Annotated in this window: 20 protein-coding genes; 7 read left to right on the top strand and 13 right to left on the bottom strand. The window is 63.3% G+C overall.

Annotated elements, in window-relative coordinates; translation table 11 throughout:
* The first annotated feature begins 49 nt into the window (after nt 1–49).
* Together JAB6_RS26745 and JAB6_RS29170 are read left to right on the top strand one after the other, a co-directional pair.
* Nucleotides 50–238 carry a hypothetical protein gene (locus JAB6_RS26745; RefSeq protein ID WP_034749095.1) on the top strand — a complete coding sequence of 63 codons (189 nt, stop codon included), beginning with the start codon at nt 50–52 and terminating at the stop codon, nt 236–238.
* Between the two features lie 128 nt (nt 239–366).
* Entirely contained in the window at nt 367–579 is a 213-nt protein-coding gene (locus JAB6_RS29170; RefSeq protein WP_139143510.1) for a hypothetical protein, read from the top strand.
* A 20-nt stretch (nt 580–599) separates the two neighbouring features.
* Here JAB6_RS29170 and JAB6_RS26740 read toward each other — a convergent pair whose 3' ends face one another.
* The gene (locus JAB6_RS26740; protein WP_034749092.1) at nt 600–1,151 is read right to left on the bottom strand and encodes a cob(I)yrinic acid a,c-diamide adenosyltransferase; all 552 of its coding nucleotides are present in this window, start codon (nt 1,149–1,151) and stop codon (nt 600–602) included.
* A 150-nt stretch (nt 1,152–1,301) separates the two neighbouring features.
* Between JAB6_RS26740 and JAB6_RS26735 the strand changes: the two genes are divergently transcribed.
* Genes JAB6_RS26735 through glcF form a run of 3 tightly spaced genes read left to right on the top strand, consistent with a single transcriptional unit; the run spans nt 1,302 to nt 5,112 of the window.
* Complete coding sequence (locus JAB6_RS26735) at nt 1,302–2,792, top strand: FAD-linked oxidase C-terminal domain-containing protein (RefSeq protein WP_070305772.1); 1,491 nt, start codon at nt 1,302–1,304, stop codon at nt 2,790–2,792.
* Nucleotides 2,793–2,808: 16 nt separating this feature from the next.
* Nucleotides 2,809–3,879: a glycolate oxidase subunit GlcE gene (glcE, locus tag JAB6_RS26730; protein WP_070305763.1), complete on the top strand. Its 1,071-nt coding sequence runs from the start codon at nt 2,809–2,811 to the stop codon at nt 3,877–3,879.
* Between the two features lie 6 nt (nt 3,880–3,885).
* Nucleotides 3,886–5,112 (top strand): glycolate oxidase subunit GlcF, encoded by a 1,227-nt coding sequence (gene glcF / locus JAB6_RS26725; RefSeq protein ID WP_070305761.1) that lies wholly within the window; start codon nt 3,886–3,888, stop codon nt 5,110–5,112.
* Here glcF and JAB6_RS26720 read toward each other — a convergent pair.
* The 4 genes from JAB6_RS26720 to JAB6_RS26705 all read right to left on the bottom strand — a co-directional run bounded on the left by JAB6_RS26720 (nt 5,105) and on the right by JAB6_RS26705 (nt 10,071).
* Nucleotides 5,105–7,213 carry a bifunctional diguanylate cyclase/phosphodiesterase gene (locus JAB6_RS26720; RefSeq protein ID WP_070305758.1) on the bottom strand — a complete coding sequence of 703 codons (2,109 nt, stop codon included), beginning with the start codon at nt 7,211–7,213 and terminating at the stop codon, nt 5,105–5,107. The genes glcF and JAB6_RS26720 overlap by 8 nt on opposite strands.
* A gap of 184 nt (nt 7,214–7,397) precedes the next feature.
* Nucleotides 7,398–7,883 carry a glutathione peroxidase gene (locus JAB6_RS26715; protein WP_070305756.1) on the bottom strand — a complete coding sequence of 162 codons (486 nt, stop codon included), beginning with the start codon at nt 7,881–7,883 and terminating at the stop codon, nt 7,398–7,400.
* A 1-nt stretch (nt 7,884) separates the two neighbouring features.
* Nucleotides 7,885–9,024: a PilT/PilU family type 4a pilus ATPase gene (locus JAB6_RS26710; RefSeq protein WP_175444621.1), complete on the bottom strand. Its 1,140-nt coding sequence runs from the start codon at nt 9,022–9,024 to the stop codon at nt 7,885–7,887.
* 3 nt (nt 9,025–9,027) lie between these two features.
* Complete coding sequence (locus JAB6_RS26705) at nt 9,028–10,071, bottom strand: type IV pilus twitching motility protein PilT (RefSeq protein ID WP_034749074.1); 1,044 nt, start codon at nt 10,069–10,071, stop codon at nt 9,028–9,030.
* A 70-nt stretch (nt 10,072–10,141) separates the two neighbouring features.
* Here JAB6_RS26705 and JAB6_RS26700 point away from each other — a divergent pair, with 70 nt between their 5' ends.
* Both JAB6_RS26700 and proC read left to right on the top strand, forming a co-directional pair.
* Entirely contained in the window at nt 10,142–10,843 is a 702-nt protein-coding gene (locus JAB6_RS26700; protein ID WP_070305755.1) for a YggS family pyridoxal phosphate-dependent enzyme, read from the top strand.
* A 16-nt stretch (nt 10,844–10,859) separates the two neighbouring features.
* Nucleotides 10,860–11,690, top strand: a complete 831-nt coding sequence (proC, locus tag JAB6_RS26695) for a pyrroline-5-carboxylate reductase (protein ID WP_070305752.1) — start codon at nt 10,860–10,862, stop codon at nt 11,688–11,690.
* 3 nt (nt 11,691–11,693) lie between these two features.
* Here proC and JAB6_RS26690 read toward each other — a convergent pair whose 3' ends face one another.
* From JAB6_RS26690 to JAB6_RS26655, 8 genes are all read right to left on the bottom strand, one after another.
* Nucleotides 11,694–12,410, bottom strand: a complete 717-nt coding sequence (locus tag JAB6_RS26690) for an anti-sigma factor (protein WP_070305750.1) — start codon at nt 12,408–12,410, stop codon at nt 11,694–11,696.
* The gene (locus JAB6_RS26685; protein WP_230518294.1) at nt 12,407–12,982 is read right to left on the bottom strand and encodes a sigma-70 family RNA polymerase sigma factor; all 576 of its coding nucleotides are present in this window, start codon (nt 12,980–12,982) and stop codon (nt 12,407–12,409) included. The genes JAB6_RS26690 and JAB6_RS26685 overlap by 4 nt, the downstream gene beginning before the upstream one ends.
* Nucleotides 12,983–13,056: 74 nt before the next feature.
* Nucleotides 13,057–13,548, bottom strand: coding sequence for a DUF3455 domain-containing protein (locus JAB6_RS26680; protein ID WP_139143513.1), 492 nt, complete (start codon nt 13,546–13,548; stop codon nt 13,057–13,059).
* Between the two features lie 156 nt (nt 13,549–13,704).
* Nucleotides 13,705–14,052 (bottom strand): hypothetical protein, encoded by a 348-nt coding sequence (locus JAB6_RS26675; protein ID WP_070305746.1) that lies wholly within the window; start codon nt 14,050–14,052, stop codon nt 13,705–13,707.
* A complete protein-coding gene (locus tag JAB6_RS26670) occupies nt 14,049–14,426 on the bottom strand; it encodes a phage holin family protein (RefSeq protein ID WP_083293060.1) in 378 nt (125 codons plus the stop codon). Before JAB6_RS26670 ends, JAB6_RS26675 begins: the two co-directional genes overlap by 4 nt.
* 65 nt (nt 14,427–14,491) lie before the next feature.
* Nucleotides 14,492–14,848, bottom strand: a complete 357-nt coding sequence (locus JAB6_RS26665) for a DUF883 family protein (protein ID WP_046683402.1) — start codon at nt 14,846–14,848, stop codon at nt 14,492–14,494.
* 108 nt (nt 14,849–14,956) lie between these two features.
* Nucleotides 14,957–15,811 (bottom strand): 4-hydroxybenzoate octaprenyltransferase, encoded by an 855-nt coding sequence (ubiA, locus tag JAB6_RS26660; protein WP_070305742.1) that lies wholly within the window; start codon nt 15,809–15,811, stop codon nt 14,957–14,959.
* A 58-nt stretch (nt 15,812–15,869) separates the two neighbouring features.
* On the bottom strand, nt 15,870–16,808 hold the full coding sequence (locus tag JAB6_RS26655; RefSeq protein WP_046683400.1) for a hydrogen peroxide-inducible genes activator: 939 nt from the start codon (nt 16,806–16,808) through the stop codon (nt 15,870–15,872).
* Nucleotides 16,809–16,824 lie beyond the last annotated feature (16 nt).

The following is a 16,824-nucleotide window of genomic DNA, read 5'->3' as shown; positions in this document are numbered from 1 at the left end:
GAATCACCTTATCCGTCCTGCCATCCCGCATTTCCACCAAGGAGTACGTATGTTCAAAAAGCTCGGTTTCTTTTTGTTTGCCATGGGCGTCAGCGCCTCGTATGCGATGGCCAGCAGTACCGCCGACATTTCCGAATGCCAGTCCGAGTGTTATATGGCGCTCGATGCCTGTGTCATGGAGTTCAGTGTTCCTTCATGCGTCCGCGCCAATAAAGTGTGTCTTCAGGCCTGCGGCTAGGAAAATCCAATAACTATTCTGGCCGGTGCTGAAGAAAGGCGCTAGCCGATTCTATCCCTTGTCTTTGGGCGCAACATGAAACTGTGACATGTTGCGTGTTTACTTCACGTCGCTCACTAAGGAACAGCATGTTTAAAAAAATCGCTTTTTTTCTTTTTGTTGCAGGTGCCAGCCTGTCGTTCAACAAGGCGGCAAACAGCACTCCAAGCTGTGGTTTCCAGTGCGCCCAATTAAGGGGAATTTGTCTCGACGAAGGCCGGGGTGACGCTTCCTGCCGCGACAACTACAATTTCTGCGTTGAAAACTGCCGTAATGGCATCTATCCCGAGATGCCGGAATAAGCAACACGTGCATGGCCGCGTCATCTGGCGCGGTCATGCCGCCACAGCACGTCGCTGCCGCCGGCAAAGCGGTTCAGTACGCGCGACAGCACGAACAGCAGGTCGGACAGGCGGTTCACGTACTGGCGCGGATGCTCGTGGATGGTTTCCGCATTGGCCAGCGCGACGATGCTGCGTTCGGCGCGGCGGCACACGGTGCGGCACACATGCGCGAGCGAGGCGGCGCGCGATCCGGCCGGCAGGATGAATTCGGAAAGGGCCGGCAAGTCCGCATTGTATTTCGCCAGCAGGTCATCGAGGCGCAGCACGTGTTCTTCCTTGATCAGCTGGTAGCCGGGGATGCAGATTTCTCCGCCCAGGTCGAACAGGTCGTGCTGGATGGCCACCAGTTCGTCGCGCAAGGCGTCGGGCATGGCTTCGCACAGCAGCAAGCCGATATTGGAATTGAGTTCGTCCACGTCGCCCATGGCGTGGATGCGGGCGCTGTCCTTGCTGGTGCGGCTGCCGTCGCCCAGGCCGGTGCTGCCATTGTCGCCCGTGCGCGTGGCGATTTTCGAAAGTCGGTTGCCCATGATGCTGATCCTGTAAAGAAGAATGGGGGCAGCATACGACACTGCGCGCCGCCTGGCCGCGGATTTGCGGGCAAATCGGACAAAAAATGCGGTGCGCGCCACTTTTGTGCTTACAATCGTTGCACGCCCATGTCCATTTGTCCCCATCTTATGCTTAATGCCGCTCCTGAACCTGGATTGACCGCCGCGCGCCAGCAAGCAGTCGTCGCGGCCCTGCTGGCCGTGCTGCCGGCCCGTTGCGTGCTGTCCGACGCCGAAGATACGCGCCCGTATGAATGCGATGGCCTGGCCGCCTACCGCCAGTTGCCGATGGTGGTCACCTTGCCGGATACGGAAGAGCAGGTCATCGCCATCCTCGGCGTCTGCCGCGAACTTGGCGTGCCGATCGTGCCGCGCGGCGCCGGTACGGGCTTGTCGGGCGGCGCCTTGCCGATCGCCGATGGCGTGGTGCTGTCGACGGCGCGTCTGAACCGCATCGTGCGCCTCGATGCCTACGCGCGCACGGCCGTGGTGCAGCCGGGCGTGCGCAACCTGGCCATCTCCGAAGCGGCCGCGCAATATGCCTTGTATTACGCGCCCGATCCCTCGTCGCAGATCGCCTGCAGCATCGGCGGCAACGTGGCGGAAAACTCGGGCGGCGTGCATTGCCTCAAATACGGGCTGACCGTGCATAACGTGCTGCGCGTGCGCGTCGTCACCATCGATGGCGATGTGCTGGAGCTGGGTGGCGAATGCCTGGACTCTCCCGGCCTGGACTTGCTGGCCGTCTTCATCGGTTCCGAAGGCATGCTGGGCATCGTCACGGAAGTGACCGTGAAACTGATACCGAAACCGGCCACGGCGCGTGTCATCATGGCGTCGTTCGGCGACGTCGTCACGGGCGGCAATGCCGTGGCCAATGTGATCGCCGCCGGCATCATCCCGGCCGGGCTGGAGATGATGGACCAGACGTCGTCGCGCATGGTCGAGCCGTTCGTCAAGGCCGGCTACGACATCGACGCGGCCGCCATTTTGCTGTGCGAGGCGGACGGCACGCACGAAGAAGTGGAAGAGGAAATCGCCCGCATGACGGCCGTGCTGGAAGGGGCGGGCGCCAGCGCGATTGCCGTGTCGCAGTCGGAAGCGGAGCGCATGAAATTCTGGTCCGGCCGCAAGAACGCCTTTCCCGCCGCCGGTCGCATCTCGCCCGATTACTATTGCATGGACGGCACCATCCCGCGCAAGAAACTGGCGGAAGTGCTGACGGGTATCGCCGCCATGGAAACGACGCATGGCTTGCGCTGCGCGAACGTGTTCCACGCGGGCGACGGCAATCTGCACCCATTGATCCTGTTCGACGCCAACATGCCCGGCGAATTCGAGCGCGCCGAAGCGTTTGGCGCGGACATCCTGGCCCTGTGCGTGGCCGTGGGGGGAACCATTACGGGCGAGCATGGCGTGGGCATGGAAAAGATCAATTCCATGTGCGTGCAATTTACGCGCGCCGAACTCGATGCCTTCTTTGCTGTCAAGCGCGCCTTCGATCCCCATACCTTGCTGAACCCGGACAAGGCGATTCCCACCTTGAACCGCTGCGCCGAATTCGGCAAGATGCATGTGACGGCGGGACGTCTGCCGTTCGCCAACCTGCCCCGTTTTTAATTTTCCGGAGACCCCTTTGCAAGCGATAGCGGAACAATTCAGGCAGCAGATCCTGGCGGCCAGCGCGGCGGGCAAGCCCTTGCGCCTGCGCGGCGGCGGCACGAAAGACTGGTATGGACAGCAGCTCGAAGGCGAGGTGCTCGACACGCGCGCCTATGCGGGCATCATCGACTATGAACCGACGGAGCTGGTGATCACGGCCCGCTGCGGCACGCCGCTGGCCGAGATCGAGGCGGCGCTGGCCGCGCGCAACCAGATGCTGGCCTTCGAGCCGCCGCACTTCGGCCCCGGCGCCACGGTGGGCGGCGTCGTCGCCAGCGCCTTGTCCGGCCCGCGCCGGGCCAGCGCGGGCGCCTTGCGCGACTTTGTGCTAGGCGCCGTGCTGATGGATGGCCACGGCGAACGCCTGGCGTTCGGCGGACAAGTGATGAAGAACGTGGCCGGCTACGATGTCTCGCGCCTGCTGGCGGGGGCCCTGGGCACCCTGGGCCTGATCCTGGAAGTGTCGATGAAGGTGCTGCCCTTGCCGTTGCGCGAAGCGACGTTACGCGTGGCCTGCGCGGAAATCGCCGCCTTGCGCATGCTCAATGAATGGGCGGGCAAGCCGCTACCGATATCGGCCAGCTGCTGGCATGACGGTGTATTGACGGTGCGCCTGTCCGGCGCCGAGGCGGCTGTCTCGGCGGCCCTGCAATCATTGAAAGGCGAAGTGCTGGCAGCAGCAGAAGCATCCGCCTTCTGGCTGGCCGTGCGCGAGCAAACGCATGATTTCTTTGCGGGCGCGGGCAGCCTGTGGCGCTTGTCGCTGCCGCCGCACGCCAGCGCCATGATTTTAAAAGGGCGCCAGCTGATCGAGTGGGGCGGGGCGCAGCGCTGGCTCAAGCTCGACGGCGACGCCGATGCGGCCAGCAGCGCGCACATCCGCCAGGCCGTGGCGGCAGCCGGGGGCCACGCCACCCTGTTCCGTGGCGGCGACAAGGCCGTGGGCGTATTCCATCCGCTGGCGCCGGCCGTGGCCACCATCCACCAGCGTCTGCGGCAGGCTTTCGATCCGGCCGGCATCTTCAACCCGCACAGAATGTATTGAGCGCGCATGCAAACCAATCTCGCCGATTTCATCAAGAATACGCCGGCAGGCGACGAAGCCGAAGCCATCTTGCGCGCCTGCGTGCATTGCGGCTTTTGCACGGCCACCTGTCCCACTTATCAGCTGCTGGGCGACGAACTCGATGGCCCGCGCGGACGCATCTATTTGATCAAGCAAGTGCTCGAAGGCGCGCCTGTCACGGCCAAGACGCAGACGCACCTGGACCGCTGCCTGACCTGCCGCAACTGCGAGTCGACCTGTCCCTCGGGCGTGCAGTACGGGCGCCTGGTCGACATCGGCCGCAACGTCGTCGAACAGCGCGTGCAGCGTCCCTTGCGCGAACGCGCGCTGCGCTTCGCCCTGAAGGAAGCCTTGCCGCGCCGCTGGTTGTTTACGCCCGTGTACAAGGCGGGGCAGGCGCTGCGCCCGCTGCTCTCAAAAAACTTGCAGGACAAATTGCGCCCGGGCGCTGCCGCCGGTGCATGGCCCACGCGCCAGCACGCGCGCAGCATGCTGCTGCTCGATGGCTGCGTGCAGCCGGCCATGTCGCCGAACATCAACGCGGCCACGGCGCGCGTGCTCGACGCCTTGGGCGTGCAATTGATCGTCGCGCCCAAGGCCGGCTGCTGCGGCGCCTTGCGCCATCACCTGAATGACCAGGACGCGGCGCTGGACGACATGCGCCGCAATATCGACGCCTGGTGGCCGTATGTGGAAAGTGCGGAAGCCATCGTCATGACGGCGTCCGGCTGCGGTGCCACCGTCAAGGAATATGGCCATTTGCTGGCGCATGATGTGCAGTATGCGGACAAGGCGCGGCGCATCGCGGCGCTGACGCGCGATCTGTCCGAGATCATGCCGGCGTTTGAAAACGAACTGGCGGCGCTGCTGAAAGGGCGCATCGGAAAACGGGTGGCGTATCACCCGCCGTGTACCCTGCAGCACGGCCAGCAGGTGCGCGGCAAGGTGGAGCAGGTCTTGCGCGCCGTCGGCGTCGACGTGCGCCTGTGCGCGGACAGCCATTTGTGCTGCGGTTCGGCGGGCACGTATTCGATCCTGCAGCCGGAATTGTCGCAGCAGCTGCGCGACAACAAGGTGGCGAACCTGGAAGCGTGCGAGCCGGAGATGATCGTGTCGGCCAATATCGGCTGCCTGAGCCACCTGCAGTCGGGTACGGAGACGCCCGTGCGGCACTGGATCGAGCTGATCGACTCGGCCTTGGCGCCTACATAGGCACTTCGCTGTACTGCGCGATGCGCCATTGCGGCGCCGGCACGAAGTTGGCGGCCCACTCCAGCACGGCATCGGCCGGCATGGGACGGGCGATGCCGTAGCCTTGCGCCAGGTCGCAGCCCAGCTGGATCAAACGCGCGCCATGTTCGACGCTTTCCACGCCTTCGGCGATCACCGTCAGGCTAAAGGAGCGGGCCAGGCCGATGACGGCGCGCACCAGGTGCAGGTCGTCGCGGTCGTTGAGCATATTGCGCACGAAGCTCTGGTCGATCTTGACGATATTGGCCGGCAGGCGTTTCAGGTATGACATCGACGAGTAGCCGGTGCCGAAATCGTCGAGCGCGAACGTGATGCCCAGCGCCTGGCAGGCGCGGATGATGCGGCGCACGTCTTCGATGTCGTGCAGGGCCGACGATTCGAGGATTTCCAGTTCCAGCATGCTGGCGCGCACGCCGGGAAATTCGCCGAGGATGGTTTCCAGGCGCGAGACGAAATCCGGTTGCTGGAAATGGCGTGCCGCGATATTCACGCTGACCACCCAGTGCTTGCCACTGGCCACCCAGCGCTGCATCTGCCACAGGGCCTGGCGCAGCACCCATTCGCCGATGTCGATGATCAAATCCGTCTGTTCCACCAGCGGCAGGAATTGCGCGGGCGCCAGCACGCCGCGGCGCGGATGCTGCCAGCGCAGCAGCGCTTCCATGCCCACCACCGTGCCGGCGCGCATGTTCACCTTCGGCTGGTAGTACAGCCGCAGTTCGCCATTGATCAGGGCATGGCGCACTTCCGTGCGCTGGTTGTGGTGGGTGCGCACTTCTTCATCGAGATTGGTGTCGAAGAAATGGTACTGGTTGCGCCCCGTCAGTTTCGCCTGGTAGACGGCGTGGTCGGCGTGGCGCAGCAGGCTTTCCGTATTCAAGTCCTTGCCCGCGTAGACGGCGATGCCGGCGCTGGCCGTCATGTGCAGCGCCTGCTGGTCGCACTGATAGGGGCGGCACAGTTCCGCCATCAGCTGCGTGACGTTCTGTTCGATGCTGGCGATGCTGGCCTGGCCGCACAGCAGCAAGACGAATTCATCGCCGCCCAGGCGCGCCGCGTAGTGGACCTGGCCCGTAAAGCCGTGCAGGCGGCCGGCCACCTGCTTGAGGATTTCATCGCCGGCCTCGGCGCCGTAGCGGTCGTTGATGGCCTGGAAGTGGTCGAGGTCGAACAGGCAGACGGCCAGCAGACGCTGGCGTTCGCGCGCGAGGAACAGTTCCTGTTCGAAGCGGGCGGCCAGGGCGGCACGGTTGGGCAAACCCGTCAGCACATCATTGTAGTTTTGCCAGGACAGCTTTTGCAGCGCCTGCTGCATGTGCACGGTTTCGTTCAATTGCTCGCCCAGCTGGCGCTGGCTGGTTTTCAGCGTGGTCAGCAGTGCTTCGATATCGCCGGCCATGCCGTTGAACGACTGCGACACGGCTTGCGCTTCGGGCGTGGCGCCGGCCACCAGGCGCACGGCGAAGTTGCCGTCGCGGAAGCGGTCGGTCGCTTGCACGAAGCGCGCCAGCAGCTTGCGGTGGGTGGCCAGGATCAAGCCCAGCAGCACGAAGACGAGCACGATATTGATGCTGCTGAGGACGGCCTGCTCGCGCACCCTGAGCCACACCTGCGCCAGGGGCAGACCGGGCGTGTAGTGCAGGTCGAGGATGCCGTCGCCGCCGTCCGGCAGCGCCACCGTCAGGCGGCTGCGGATGGCCGTGATGCCGGCCAGGCGCGCGAACCACGCCGGCACCGTGGCCAGCGTGCCGGCCAGCTTGCTGTCGGCCAGTACTTCGACATGCCCGCCAGCCGTGTCCCAGCGCGCGGAAACGAGGCTGCGGTTCAGCGGCAGGGCGCTGCGCAGCACCTGGCGCACGCTGTCGTGCATCGCGTGACTGTCCGCGTGCACGGCCAGCGGCAGCACGCTATTGGCGAGGAACAGGTCGAGTTGCCGCGCATCGCTCTGGTAGCGCGCATTGGCCAGCGCCGTTTCCGTGCCGAGCAGGGCGTGATAGCGAACGGCGGAAACGGCGAGTATCAGGAAGAAAATAGGAAGAAAGAGGCGGGAATAAATTCCCATCCGCATCCATGAAGATAATATTTTCCCAAAGACTGGCATCGTTTTTTGATCGATATCTGCGAATAATTATGCAAACATTATCACCGAAATTTGCTATTGGAAACACAATATTGATATCAAGCATGAAATAAGTGCGGATTGATTGATTTCAGCAATTATTGTTTTTAATCAAACCGTCAAATCGCTATTCCTGTAGCAATTGCCGGATGTCGGCCGCCAGGCTGGCCGGTTTGCTGGCCGTCGCGTAACGGCGAAATACGCTGCCATCCTTGCGCACCAAAAACTTGGTGAAATTCCATTTGATCGATTGCGTGCCCAATATGCCGGGCGCTGCCTGTTTTAATTGCGCAAATACGGGATGCGTATGCGGGCCATTCACGTCGACCTTGGCAAACAGGGGAAAGGTGACGCCGAAGTTTTTCTCGCAAAAGGCGCCGATTTCCGCATTCGACCCCGGTTCCTGCTGGCGGAATTGATTGCAGGGAAAACCCAGCACGACCAGCCCTTGGTCGTGAAATTCGCGGTACAGCGCTTCGAGTCCCTGGTATTGCGGCGTGAAACCGCAGGCGCTGGCCGTGTTGACGACTAGTAAAACCTTGCCTTTGTATTGCGCCAGGTCGACCGGCGTGCCGTCCAGCGCCTCGGCCTGGAAATCGTGGATGCTGGTCATGTCAGAGGAGTCCCAGTTTGGTGGCGCCCGTTTGCGGGGCGGGTTCCGGCGCCGTTGCGCCCTTGAGTTTGATTGTCAGGCGCAGGTCGTTGACGGAGTCCGCATTGCGCAGCGCGTCTTCATAGCTGATGGCGCCCGCTTCGTGCAGGTCGAACAGGGCCTGGTCGAACGTCTGCATACCGTGTTCGCGCGATTTTTTCATCAATTCCTTGATCTCGTGCACTTGGCCCTTGAAGATCAGGTCGCTCATCAGCGGCGAGTTGAGCAGGATTTCCAGCGCCGCCTTGCGTCCGCCGCCTTCCTTGTTGGGAATCAGGCGCTGCGAAATCATGCCCTTCAAATTCAGTGACAGGTCCATCAGCAGCTGCTGGCGCCGTTCTTCGGGGAAGAAATTGATGATGCGGTCCAGCGCCTGGTTGGCATTGTTCGCATGCAGGGTGGCCAGGCACAGATGGCCCGTCTCGGCAAACGCGATGGCGTGGTCCATCGTGTCACGGTCGCGGATCTCGCCGATCTGGATCACGTCGGGCGCCTGGCGCAGGGTGTTTTTCAAGGCCGTGGCCCAGTCGTCCGTATCGACGCCCACTTCGCGCTGGGTGACGATGCAGTTGCCGTGCGGATGGATGAATTCCACGGGGTCTTCGATGGTGATGATGTGGCCATGGCTGTGCGCGTTGCGGTGGCCCACCATGGCCGCCAAGGTGGTCGACTTGCCGCAGCCCGTGGCGCCCACCATGATGACGAGGCCCCGCTTGCTCATGACGATGTCTTGCAGGATGGCCGGTAAGCCGAGCCCATCGAGCGTGGGGATGGCGGTATTGATCAAGCGCAAGACCATGCCTGCCTGGCCCATCTGCACGAAGGCGGACACGCGGAAACGTCCGAGTCCGTCCGGGCTGATGGCGAAATTGGCTTCGCGGCTGGACGCGAACTCGGCCGCCTGGCGTTCGTTCATGACGGCGCGCACGTAGCCGGCCGCCTGCTGCGCGTCGAGCGCGCCGCCCGCCAGCGGCGTCAGTTTGCCGTCGAGCTTGATGGCGGGAGGAAAGCCGGCCGTGATGAACAGGTCCGAGCCGCCCCGTGCGCGCATCTGCGCCAGCAGCGCGTGCATGGCGCCATAGTGTTCGTGCGTCGTCTGCATGGCTTATCCGGGGAAGTTTTCAGGGGCCTTGGCGGCCGAGCGGGCCGTCTCGGCCGAGATCGTGCCGCGCCGCACCAGGTCGGACAGGCACTGGTCCAGCGTCTGCATGCCCACGTTGCTGCCTGTCTGGATGGCCGAATACATTTGCGCCACTTTCGCTTCGCGGATCAGGTTGCGCACGGCCGGCGTGGCCAGCATGATTTCATGCGCGGCCACGCGGCCCGCGCCATCCCTGGTTTTCAGCAGGTTTTGCGAAATGACGGCTTGCAAGGATTCGGACAGCATGGCGCGCACCATTTCCTTTTCCTCGGCGGGGAAGACGTCGATGATGCGGTCGATCGATTTCGCCGCCGACGAGGTGTGCAGGGTGCCGAACACCAAGTGGCCCGTTTCGGCCGCCGTCAGCGCCAGGCGGATGGTTTCCAGGTCGCGTAATTCACCTACTAAAATCACGTCCGGGTCTTCGCGCAGGGCCGAGCGCAGCGCGTTGCTGAACGAATGCGTGTGCGAACCGACTTCGCGCTGGTTGATCAGGCATTTCTTCGGTTCGTGCACGAATTCGATCGGGTCTTCGATGGTCAAAATATGGTGGTTCAGGCGCTCGTTGACGTGGTTCACCATGGCCGCCAGGGTGGTCGACTTGCCGGAACCGGTCGGTCCCGTCACCAGCACGAGGCCCCGTGGGCGCATGGCCAGTTCGCCGAAGATGCGCGGCGCGTTCAGGTCTTCCAGGGTCAGCACTTTTGACGGAATCGTGCGCAGCACGGCCGAGGCGCCCCTTTCCTGGTTGTAGGCGTTGACGCGGAAGCGGGCCAGGCCGGGAATCTCGAACGAGAAATCGCATTCCAGCGCTTCTTCATACGCCTTGCGCTGGCTGTCGTTCATGATGTCGTAGATCATGCTGTGCACTTCCTTGTGCTCGAGCGGGGGCACGTTCAGGCGGCGCACGTCGCCGTTGACCCGTATCATCGGCGGCAGGCCGGAAGACAGGTGCAGGTCGGAAGCCTTGTTGCTGACGGAGAAAGCGAGTAGTTCGGAGATGTCCATTTATAATCCCTGTGCCTGCATTGATGGGCTGGCGCACTGTGCCGCCGCCCCTATACACTAGAAAATGATTATGTCCACAATCGAACAGAACTTGCAAGCCGTGCGCGAGAGTATTGCGCAGGCCGCCGCTGACGCGCAGCGCGCCCCGGCCGACGTGACCCTGCTGGCCGTCTCGAAAACCTTCGGCGCGGACGCCGTGCTGGACGCCATGCGCGCGGGCCAGGCGGCGTTCGGCGAAAACTATCTGCAGGAAGCGCTCGACAAGATCGCCTTTGTGAAGGAAGCTGCGCCGCAGCACGTTCCGGCATGGCATTTCATCGGTCCCATCCAGAGCAACAAGACGCGCCCCATCGCCGAGCACTTCGACTGGGTGCACACGGTGGAACGGGAAAAGATCGCCACGCGCCTGTCCGAGCAGCGCCCGGCCGGCTTGCCGGACCTGAATATCTGTCTGCAAGTCAATATCAGCGGCGAAGCGAGCAAGAGCGGCGTGACGCCAGCCGAACTGCCGGCACTGGCGCATGCCGTGGCGCGACTGCCGCGCCTGCGTTTGCGCGGCCTGATGGCCATCCCCGAGCCGGAAACGGAGCTCACGCTTCAGCGCGCTGCCTTTGCGCAACTGCGCGCGCTGTACGAACAATTGAAGGCGGACGGGCTGGCGCTCGACACCTTGTCGATGGGCATGTCGGCCGACTTGCGCGCCGCCGTGCTCGAGGGCGCCACCATCGTGCGCGTGGGCAGCGCCATTTTCGGTTCCCGCAACTATTCCTGATGAAGAGAGAACAAGCATGACGACAGAATTGAATATCGCATTCGTAGGCGGCGGCAACATGGCCGCGGCCCTGATCGCCGGCCTGGCGGGTAAATTGACCCTGGGCGGCAACATCCACGTGATCGACCCGCATGCGCCGGCGCTGGAAAAATTGCAGGCGCAATTCGGCGTCACGACGGCCACCGCCGCCGGTGACGCGCTGCGCGGCGTGGACGTGATCGTGCTGGCCGTGAAACCGCAAAGCATGCGCGAGGTGGCGGCGCAATTGCTGCCCTTCCTCGACGGGGAGCGTGCGCCATTGATCCTGTCGATCGCGGCCGGCATCCGCGCGCAAGACCTGTCGCGCTGGCTCGGCGACTACCCCGCCATCGTGCGCTGCATGCCGAACACGCCGGCCCTGATCGGCATGGGCATCACGGGCATGGTGGCCAGCGGCGGCGTGAGCGAAGAACAGAAAAAGACGGCGGACGCCATCCTGCGCGCCGTCGGCCAGACGGTCTGGCTCGACGACGAAGCGAAGATCGACCCCGTGACGGCCGTGTCCGGCAGCGGTCCCGCCTATGTGTTTTACTTTATCGAAGCGATGCAGCAGGCGGCGGCCGAGCTGGGTCTCACGCCCGAGCAGGGCACGCAACTGGCGATTGCCACGTTTACGGGGGCGGCGCAACTGGCGGCGAACTCCAGCGAACCCGTGTCCTTGCTGCGCGAGAGGGTCACGTCGAAAGGCGGCACGACGTATGCGGCCCTCAGCAGCATGGAAGAGAGCGGCGTGAAAGCCGCCATCGTCAAGGGCATCAAGGCGGCCGCGCAGCGCGGGCGCGAAATGGGGGACGAGCTGGGCAAATAAACGCTACATCACCTTGACGGCGCGGCCGATATACAGGATCGGCCCAGTCGGCCTGCCTGTCGGCGAGCCCGTTTGCGGCTCCAGCGTGATTTCAAACAGTTGATCGGGCTGCAGCGGCGGCAGCTTATCCAGGGTCAACTTGAGGCTTTGCCCCGGCTTGACCAGGCCCAGCGAGACGGGCGCGCCCCAGTCCTTGCCCTTGGTCCAGAATTGCAGGGCTTTTTGCTGCGGCACGGCAGTTGGGCCCAGCGGGATCAGGCTCAGGTCGCGGTTCTTGCCGCCCCGTCCGCCCGCCTGCACGATCCAGCCCGGCGATTTATCCTGCGGCGCCACCAGCACCACCAGATAGCCGGGGCCGCTGGGCGCTTGCAATTGCGTAGTGACCAGCACGGCCAGCGCGGCCGTCGCGGCCAGGCCGCCGCCGGCCAGCAGTCTCCAGAAGGCCAGGCTGTTCCACCACGCTTGCCAGCCGCCCGCCTGCCGCACGGCTTTCGGCGTGAACAGGCTGGCGCTGATGCGCGGCCACAGCTGTGCTGAAGGTGCTTCGGGCGGCGCCAGCGTGGTCAACGGCAGCAGACGCTGTTCCCAGGCGTCGACGGCGTCGCGCAACGCTGGCTCGCGCGGCAAACGCTGTTCCACTGCCGCCCGTTCGGCCAGCGCCAATGTTCCCAGCACGTATTCGCTGGCCAGCCTGTGCAATTCCTCGTCGCTGTTGATCATTGCATGCACTCCCGCAAGGCGGCCAGACCCCGCTTGACCCAGGCCTTGACGGTCCCCAGCGGCGCTTGCAGGCGCTGCGCGATTTCGCTATGGGAACAGCCATCGACGTAGGCGTACAGGATGCTATTGCGTTTGGGTTCGTCCAGGTGGCCGAGGCAATCGTGCAGCTTGCCCAGGTCCGCCTGGTCGGCATAGGCCTCGCCCGTATCATGGCTTTGGCGTTCGTGCAGCAGGGTTTCCACGGTATCCTCGTCGGCTGACAGTTCATGGGCGCGGGCACGCGCCACGTCCAGCGCCTGGTGCCGCACCACCACATAGATCCAGCCCTTGCCGCTGCCGCGCGTGGCGTCGAAACTGCCGGCGCGGCGCCAGATATTCAGGAAGGCGTCGTGCAGCACGTCTTCGGCCAAGGCCCGCTGGCGCACGATGCGCAGGGCCACGCCCAGCAGGTAGCGGCTTTCCTGCTGGTACAGGCCATGCAATGCCTGCTGCTCGCCCCTGGCGCAGGCGCGCAGGGCGGCATCGTAATCGTAAGGGGCGGCGTGGGCTGGCAAGGTTGGGGCAATCGTCAAGGTTTAACGGTTAGCAAGTTTTCAATGCCGAGTATAGGCCAGAAACCAGCTTGCCAACCGTCAACGCCAGGTATTTATACGGCTTTCCAGAAGATGTAGTCAGCCTGGTAGGGCACCCATTGCTTGGCGCCGATGGACTCCATGCCGCAGGGGCTGCTTGGCGCCACGCCGCCGCTGGTGGCCACGCGCTGGATGTAGCTGACGCCCTGCATGGCGCCGCTGCCCGTGGCCGGGTTGGCTTTCACCAGTTGATACGGGATGTTGCCGGCGCCGGCCGGCGCCACGGCCACTTGCGTCGCCGTCACTTTCGAGCCATCGAGGTTGGCCCAGGTGGCAGGAGGACCGACATACGTGCCGACCTGCATGCCGCCGCGGTCGTTCAGGGCCGCGTCCGGGCCCACGAAGACCCATTCATGGCCCGTCATGTCTTTCTTGGCCTTGCATTCGTAGGCGATCTTGCCCACGCCCACCGTCTGCATGGCAACCTGGTGGCCATCGGGCACTTTCACGGCGTTGGGCAATTGTTCCTGCGAATAGCGCGCGCTCATGGGGGCGCAGGCGGCCATCAGCAGGGCGGCGCACAGCACGGTGAGGGAAGGGGCGGTATGGCGTGGGGCGATGGTGGCAAGCATGGCAAACTCCTGGTAGTTGGCTCAACCGGCTGGTTGATACCATTACTACGCAGGGGTTTGCTATTTGGATGCAGCCACGAAAAAAATAATTTATTCCGGCGTTTCTTTCTTGCTGAAACGCTGCGCCAGCGCCAGCACGACGGGCATGGCGGTGGTCGCGTGCTTGAGCAGCGCGCCGCTGGCCCGCAGCAGCGGCAGGAAACGGCGCGGCCGCACGAGCAGCAGGCCCAGCACGGCGCCGCCTATCATCAGGGGAATTTTGAAGCGCGTGGCCAGGGTGTGGCGCAGATTGCCGCCCGTCAAAGGTTCCAGCAATTGCCGCGTTTGCACGCCGAGGGCCAGGCGCTGCAGCGCGCATTCGGCCAGCAGCGCATCGCGCCGCTGCGCCAGGCTGGCGGCCGTATGGACGTGCGACAACTTGGTGGGATGCGTGGTCATGGCCGCTCCGATCCCCGGCGGGCCAGCAGTTGCAGCTCGTCCAGGTCTTTGTTCAGTTCGGAAAGTGTGAAGGACAGCAGTTTCGGCTTGCTGCGGAAACTGGCGCGCACACCGAGCAGTGTAGCGATGGCGGCAACGATGAAGACGGCGGCCGTGATGGCGATGGCGGCGATGCGGTGCGTGTCCCAAAATAATACGATGACGAGGAGCACGATCAATACCAGGCCGACGAACAGGCACAGCAGTGCCAGCATGGCCAGGGCCAGATAGGACAGGAAGCGCAGCGACTCTTCTTCCATTTCCACTGCCGCCAGGGCCAGACGGGTCTGGACGATGGCGGCGAGGGTCGCTGCGACTTGGGCGACATGGTGCATGATAGCCATATGCTGCCTTTCGCGTCAGGAGACGGCCTATGCCGTCGGTGCTGCGTCGTTACTAACTAGCGGCGTGACGAGGAAAGCAGCAGGCCAAACAGTACGCCCACGACGGCGCCCGCGCCCACGGCTTTCCACGGATTGTCCTGCACGTACTCGTCGGTGGCCTTGGCCGCCTTCTTGGTCCGTTCGAGTAAGTCTTCTTCCAGCTTGATCAAGTCTTTCTTGGCCGTTTCCAGGGTGGCGATGAACTTGTCCTTGACGGCTTTGACATTCTCGCCCGTCTGATCCTTTGCGCCGTCGAGCCAGCCTTCCGCTTCATTGATGACGGTTTTCAGGTCGCCGACCAGTTTGTCGCGCGCCTTGTCGGCGTCGGCGAGGATGCTGTCGCTGCTGGATTTGCCGGTATGTATCGAGCTCATGTATTACCTCATGGAAGTGAAACTGCACAGTGAAATACCAGTGTAGGCAGCTGCGGCCAGGCTTGTCTTGCGCCGCCTCAAGGGCTACCGCGGCGCCAGGGGTATTGCTTAACGGAAAGCAAAGTCCAGTACCACGCCCGCAAACACCGCTGCTCCTAGCCAGTTATTATGCCGGAATGCCGCAAAACACGGCATACGCTCGCGTGCGCGGATCAAGGTGTAGTGGTAAACGGCGCAGCCGGCCGCAACTACCAGGCCCGCGACGAACCAATAACGCAAGCCCAGGTACCAGCCGCAGCCCAGCCACAGCAGCAGGAAAACGGCATAGCAGAACATGACGATGGCCACGTCGTAGCGGCCGAAGGTAATGGCCGACGTCTTGATGCCGATTTTTAAATCGTCGTCGCGGTCGACCATCGCGTATTCCGTATCGTAGGCCACGGCCCAGAAGACATTACCGAGCAGCAGCAGCCAGGCGACGACGGGCACGGAATCCGTGATGGCGGCAAAGCCCATGGGAATGCCGAAACCGAAGGCGATACCGAGATACGCTTGCGGAATGGCAAAGAAGCGCTTGAAGTAGGGATAGGTGCCGGCGATGATGACGGCGGCCACGGACAGTTGCTTGGTCAGCGCATTCAAGGGCAGGATCAGGCAAAAGGCCAGCACGGTCAGTACGCCGGCCACGGCCAGCGCTTCCTTGCCGCTGATGCGTCCGCTGGTGATGGGGCGCTCCGCCGTACGCTTGACGAATTTGTCGATATCCTGGTCGGCGTAGTCGTTGATGGCGCAGCCTGCCGAACGCATCAGGAAAGTGCCGAGAGTAAAGATGAGCAGCAGCCGCCAGTCCGGCACGCCCTGCTGCGCCAGCCACAGCGCGCACAGTGTAGGCCACAGCAGCAATACGGTACCGATAGGCTTGTCCAGCCGTATCAGGCGGAAATACAGCGCCAGCTTGTTCATGGAAGACTCGATCTTGTTGAAGAGAAAGGTCGATTATCGCAAATAGTATGTAAATGTACTATTCGTCGTCTTCGCACAAGGGGGTAATGCCAGGCAAGTTGCAGCTGGCGATGGCCGCGCACAGGGCGTCGATGGCGGCCTTGCGCGTAAAACTCTTGCGCCACAGCATCACCACCCGGCGCGATGGCACGGGTTCCGCGAACGGCCGGTATTCGAGCATGCCGTCTGTGGCGTGCATATTGGCGACGGAGGCGCGCGGCAAGACCGTCAGGCCGATGCCGCTGGCCACCATGTGGCGGATGGTTTCCAGTGAAGAACCTTCGAACGTGCGCTGCATGCCGTTGCCGGGCGATGAAAAACGCGCCATTTCGGGGCACACTTCCAGCACCTGGTCGCGGAAGCAGTGGCCATTGCCCAGCAGTAGCATGGTTTCCGATTTCAAATCCTGCGCGGCGATTTTGTCACGCGCCGTCCACGGATGCTGGCGCGGCATGGCGACGACGAAGGGCTCGTCATACAGTTCCTGCATCGCCATGCCGTGGTCGGGCAGGGGCAGGGCCATGATGGCCACGTCCAGTTCGCCCTGGCGCAGCAATTCGAGCAAGCGAACCGTGAAGTTTTCCTGCAAGATCAAAGGCATCTGCGGTACCTGGTCTATCATGGCCTTGACCAGGGGCGGCAGCAGGTAGGGGCCGATCGTGTAGATCACGCCCAGGCGCAGGGGGCCGGCCAGTGGATCCTTGTTTTGCTTGGCGAGTTCCTTGATGGCGGCCGTCTGTTCCAGCACACGCTCGGCTTGCGCAATGATCTGCGCGCCCAGCGGCGTGACGGAGATTTCCGCACCGCCCCGTTCGAACAGGACCACGCCCAATTCGTCTTCGAGTTTTTTGATGGCCACTGACAGGGTGGGCTGGGCAACGAAGCAAGCTTCGGCGGCATGGCCGAAGTGCTTCGCTCGCGCGACTGCAACGATATATTTCAGTTCAGTCAGTGTCATAGGTTGATTGAAACAC

Origin of the sequence: Janthinobacterium sp. HH104 (genome assembly GCF_001758715.1) — a bacterium.
In the GTDB taxonomy this organism is placed as follows: domain Bacteria; phylum Pseudomonadota; class Gammaproteobacteria; order Burkholderiales; family Burkholderiaceae_D; genus Janthinobacterium; species Janthinobacterium aestuarii.
This window is presented reverse-complemented; position numbering and strand designations above follow the sequence as displayed.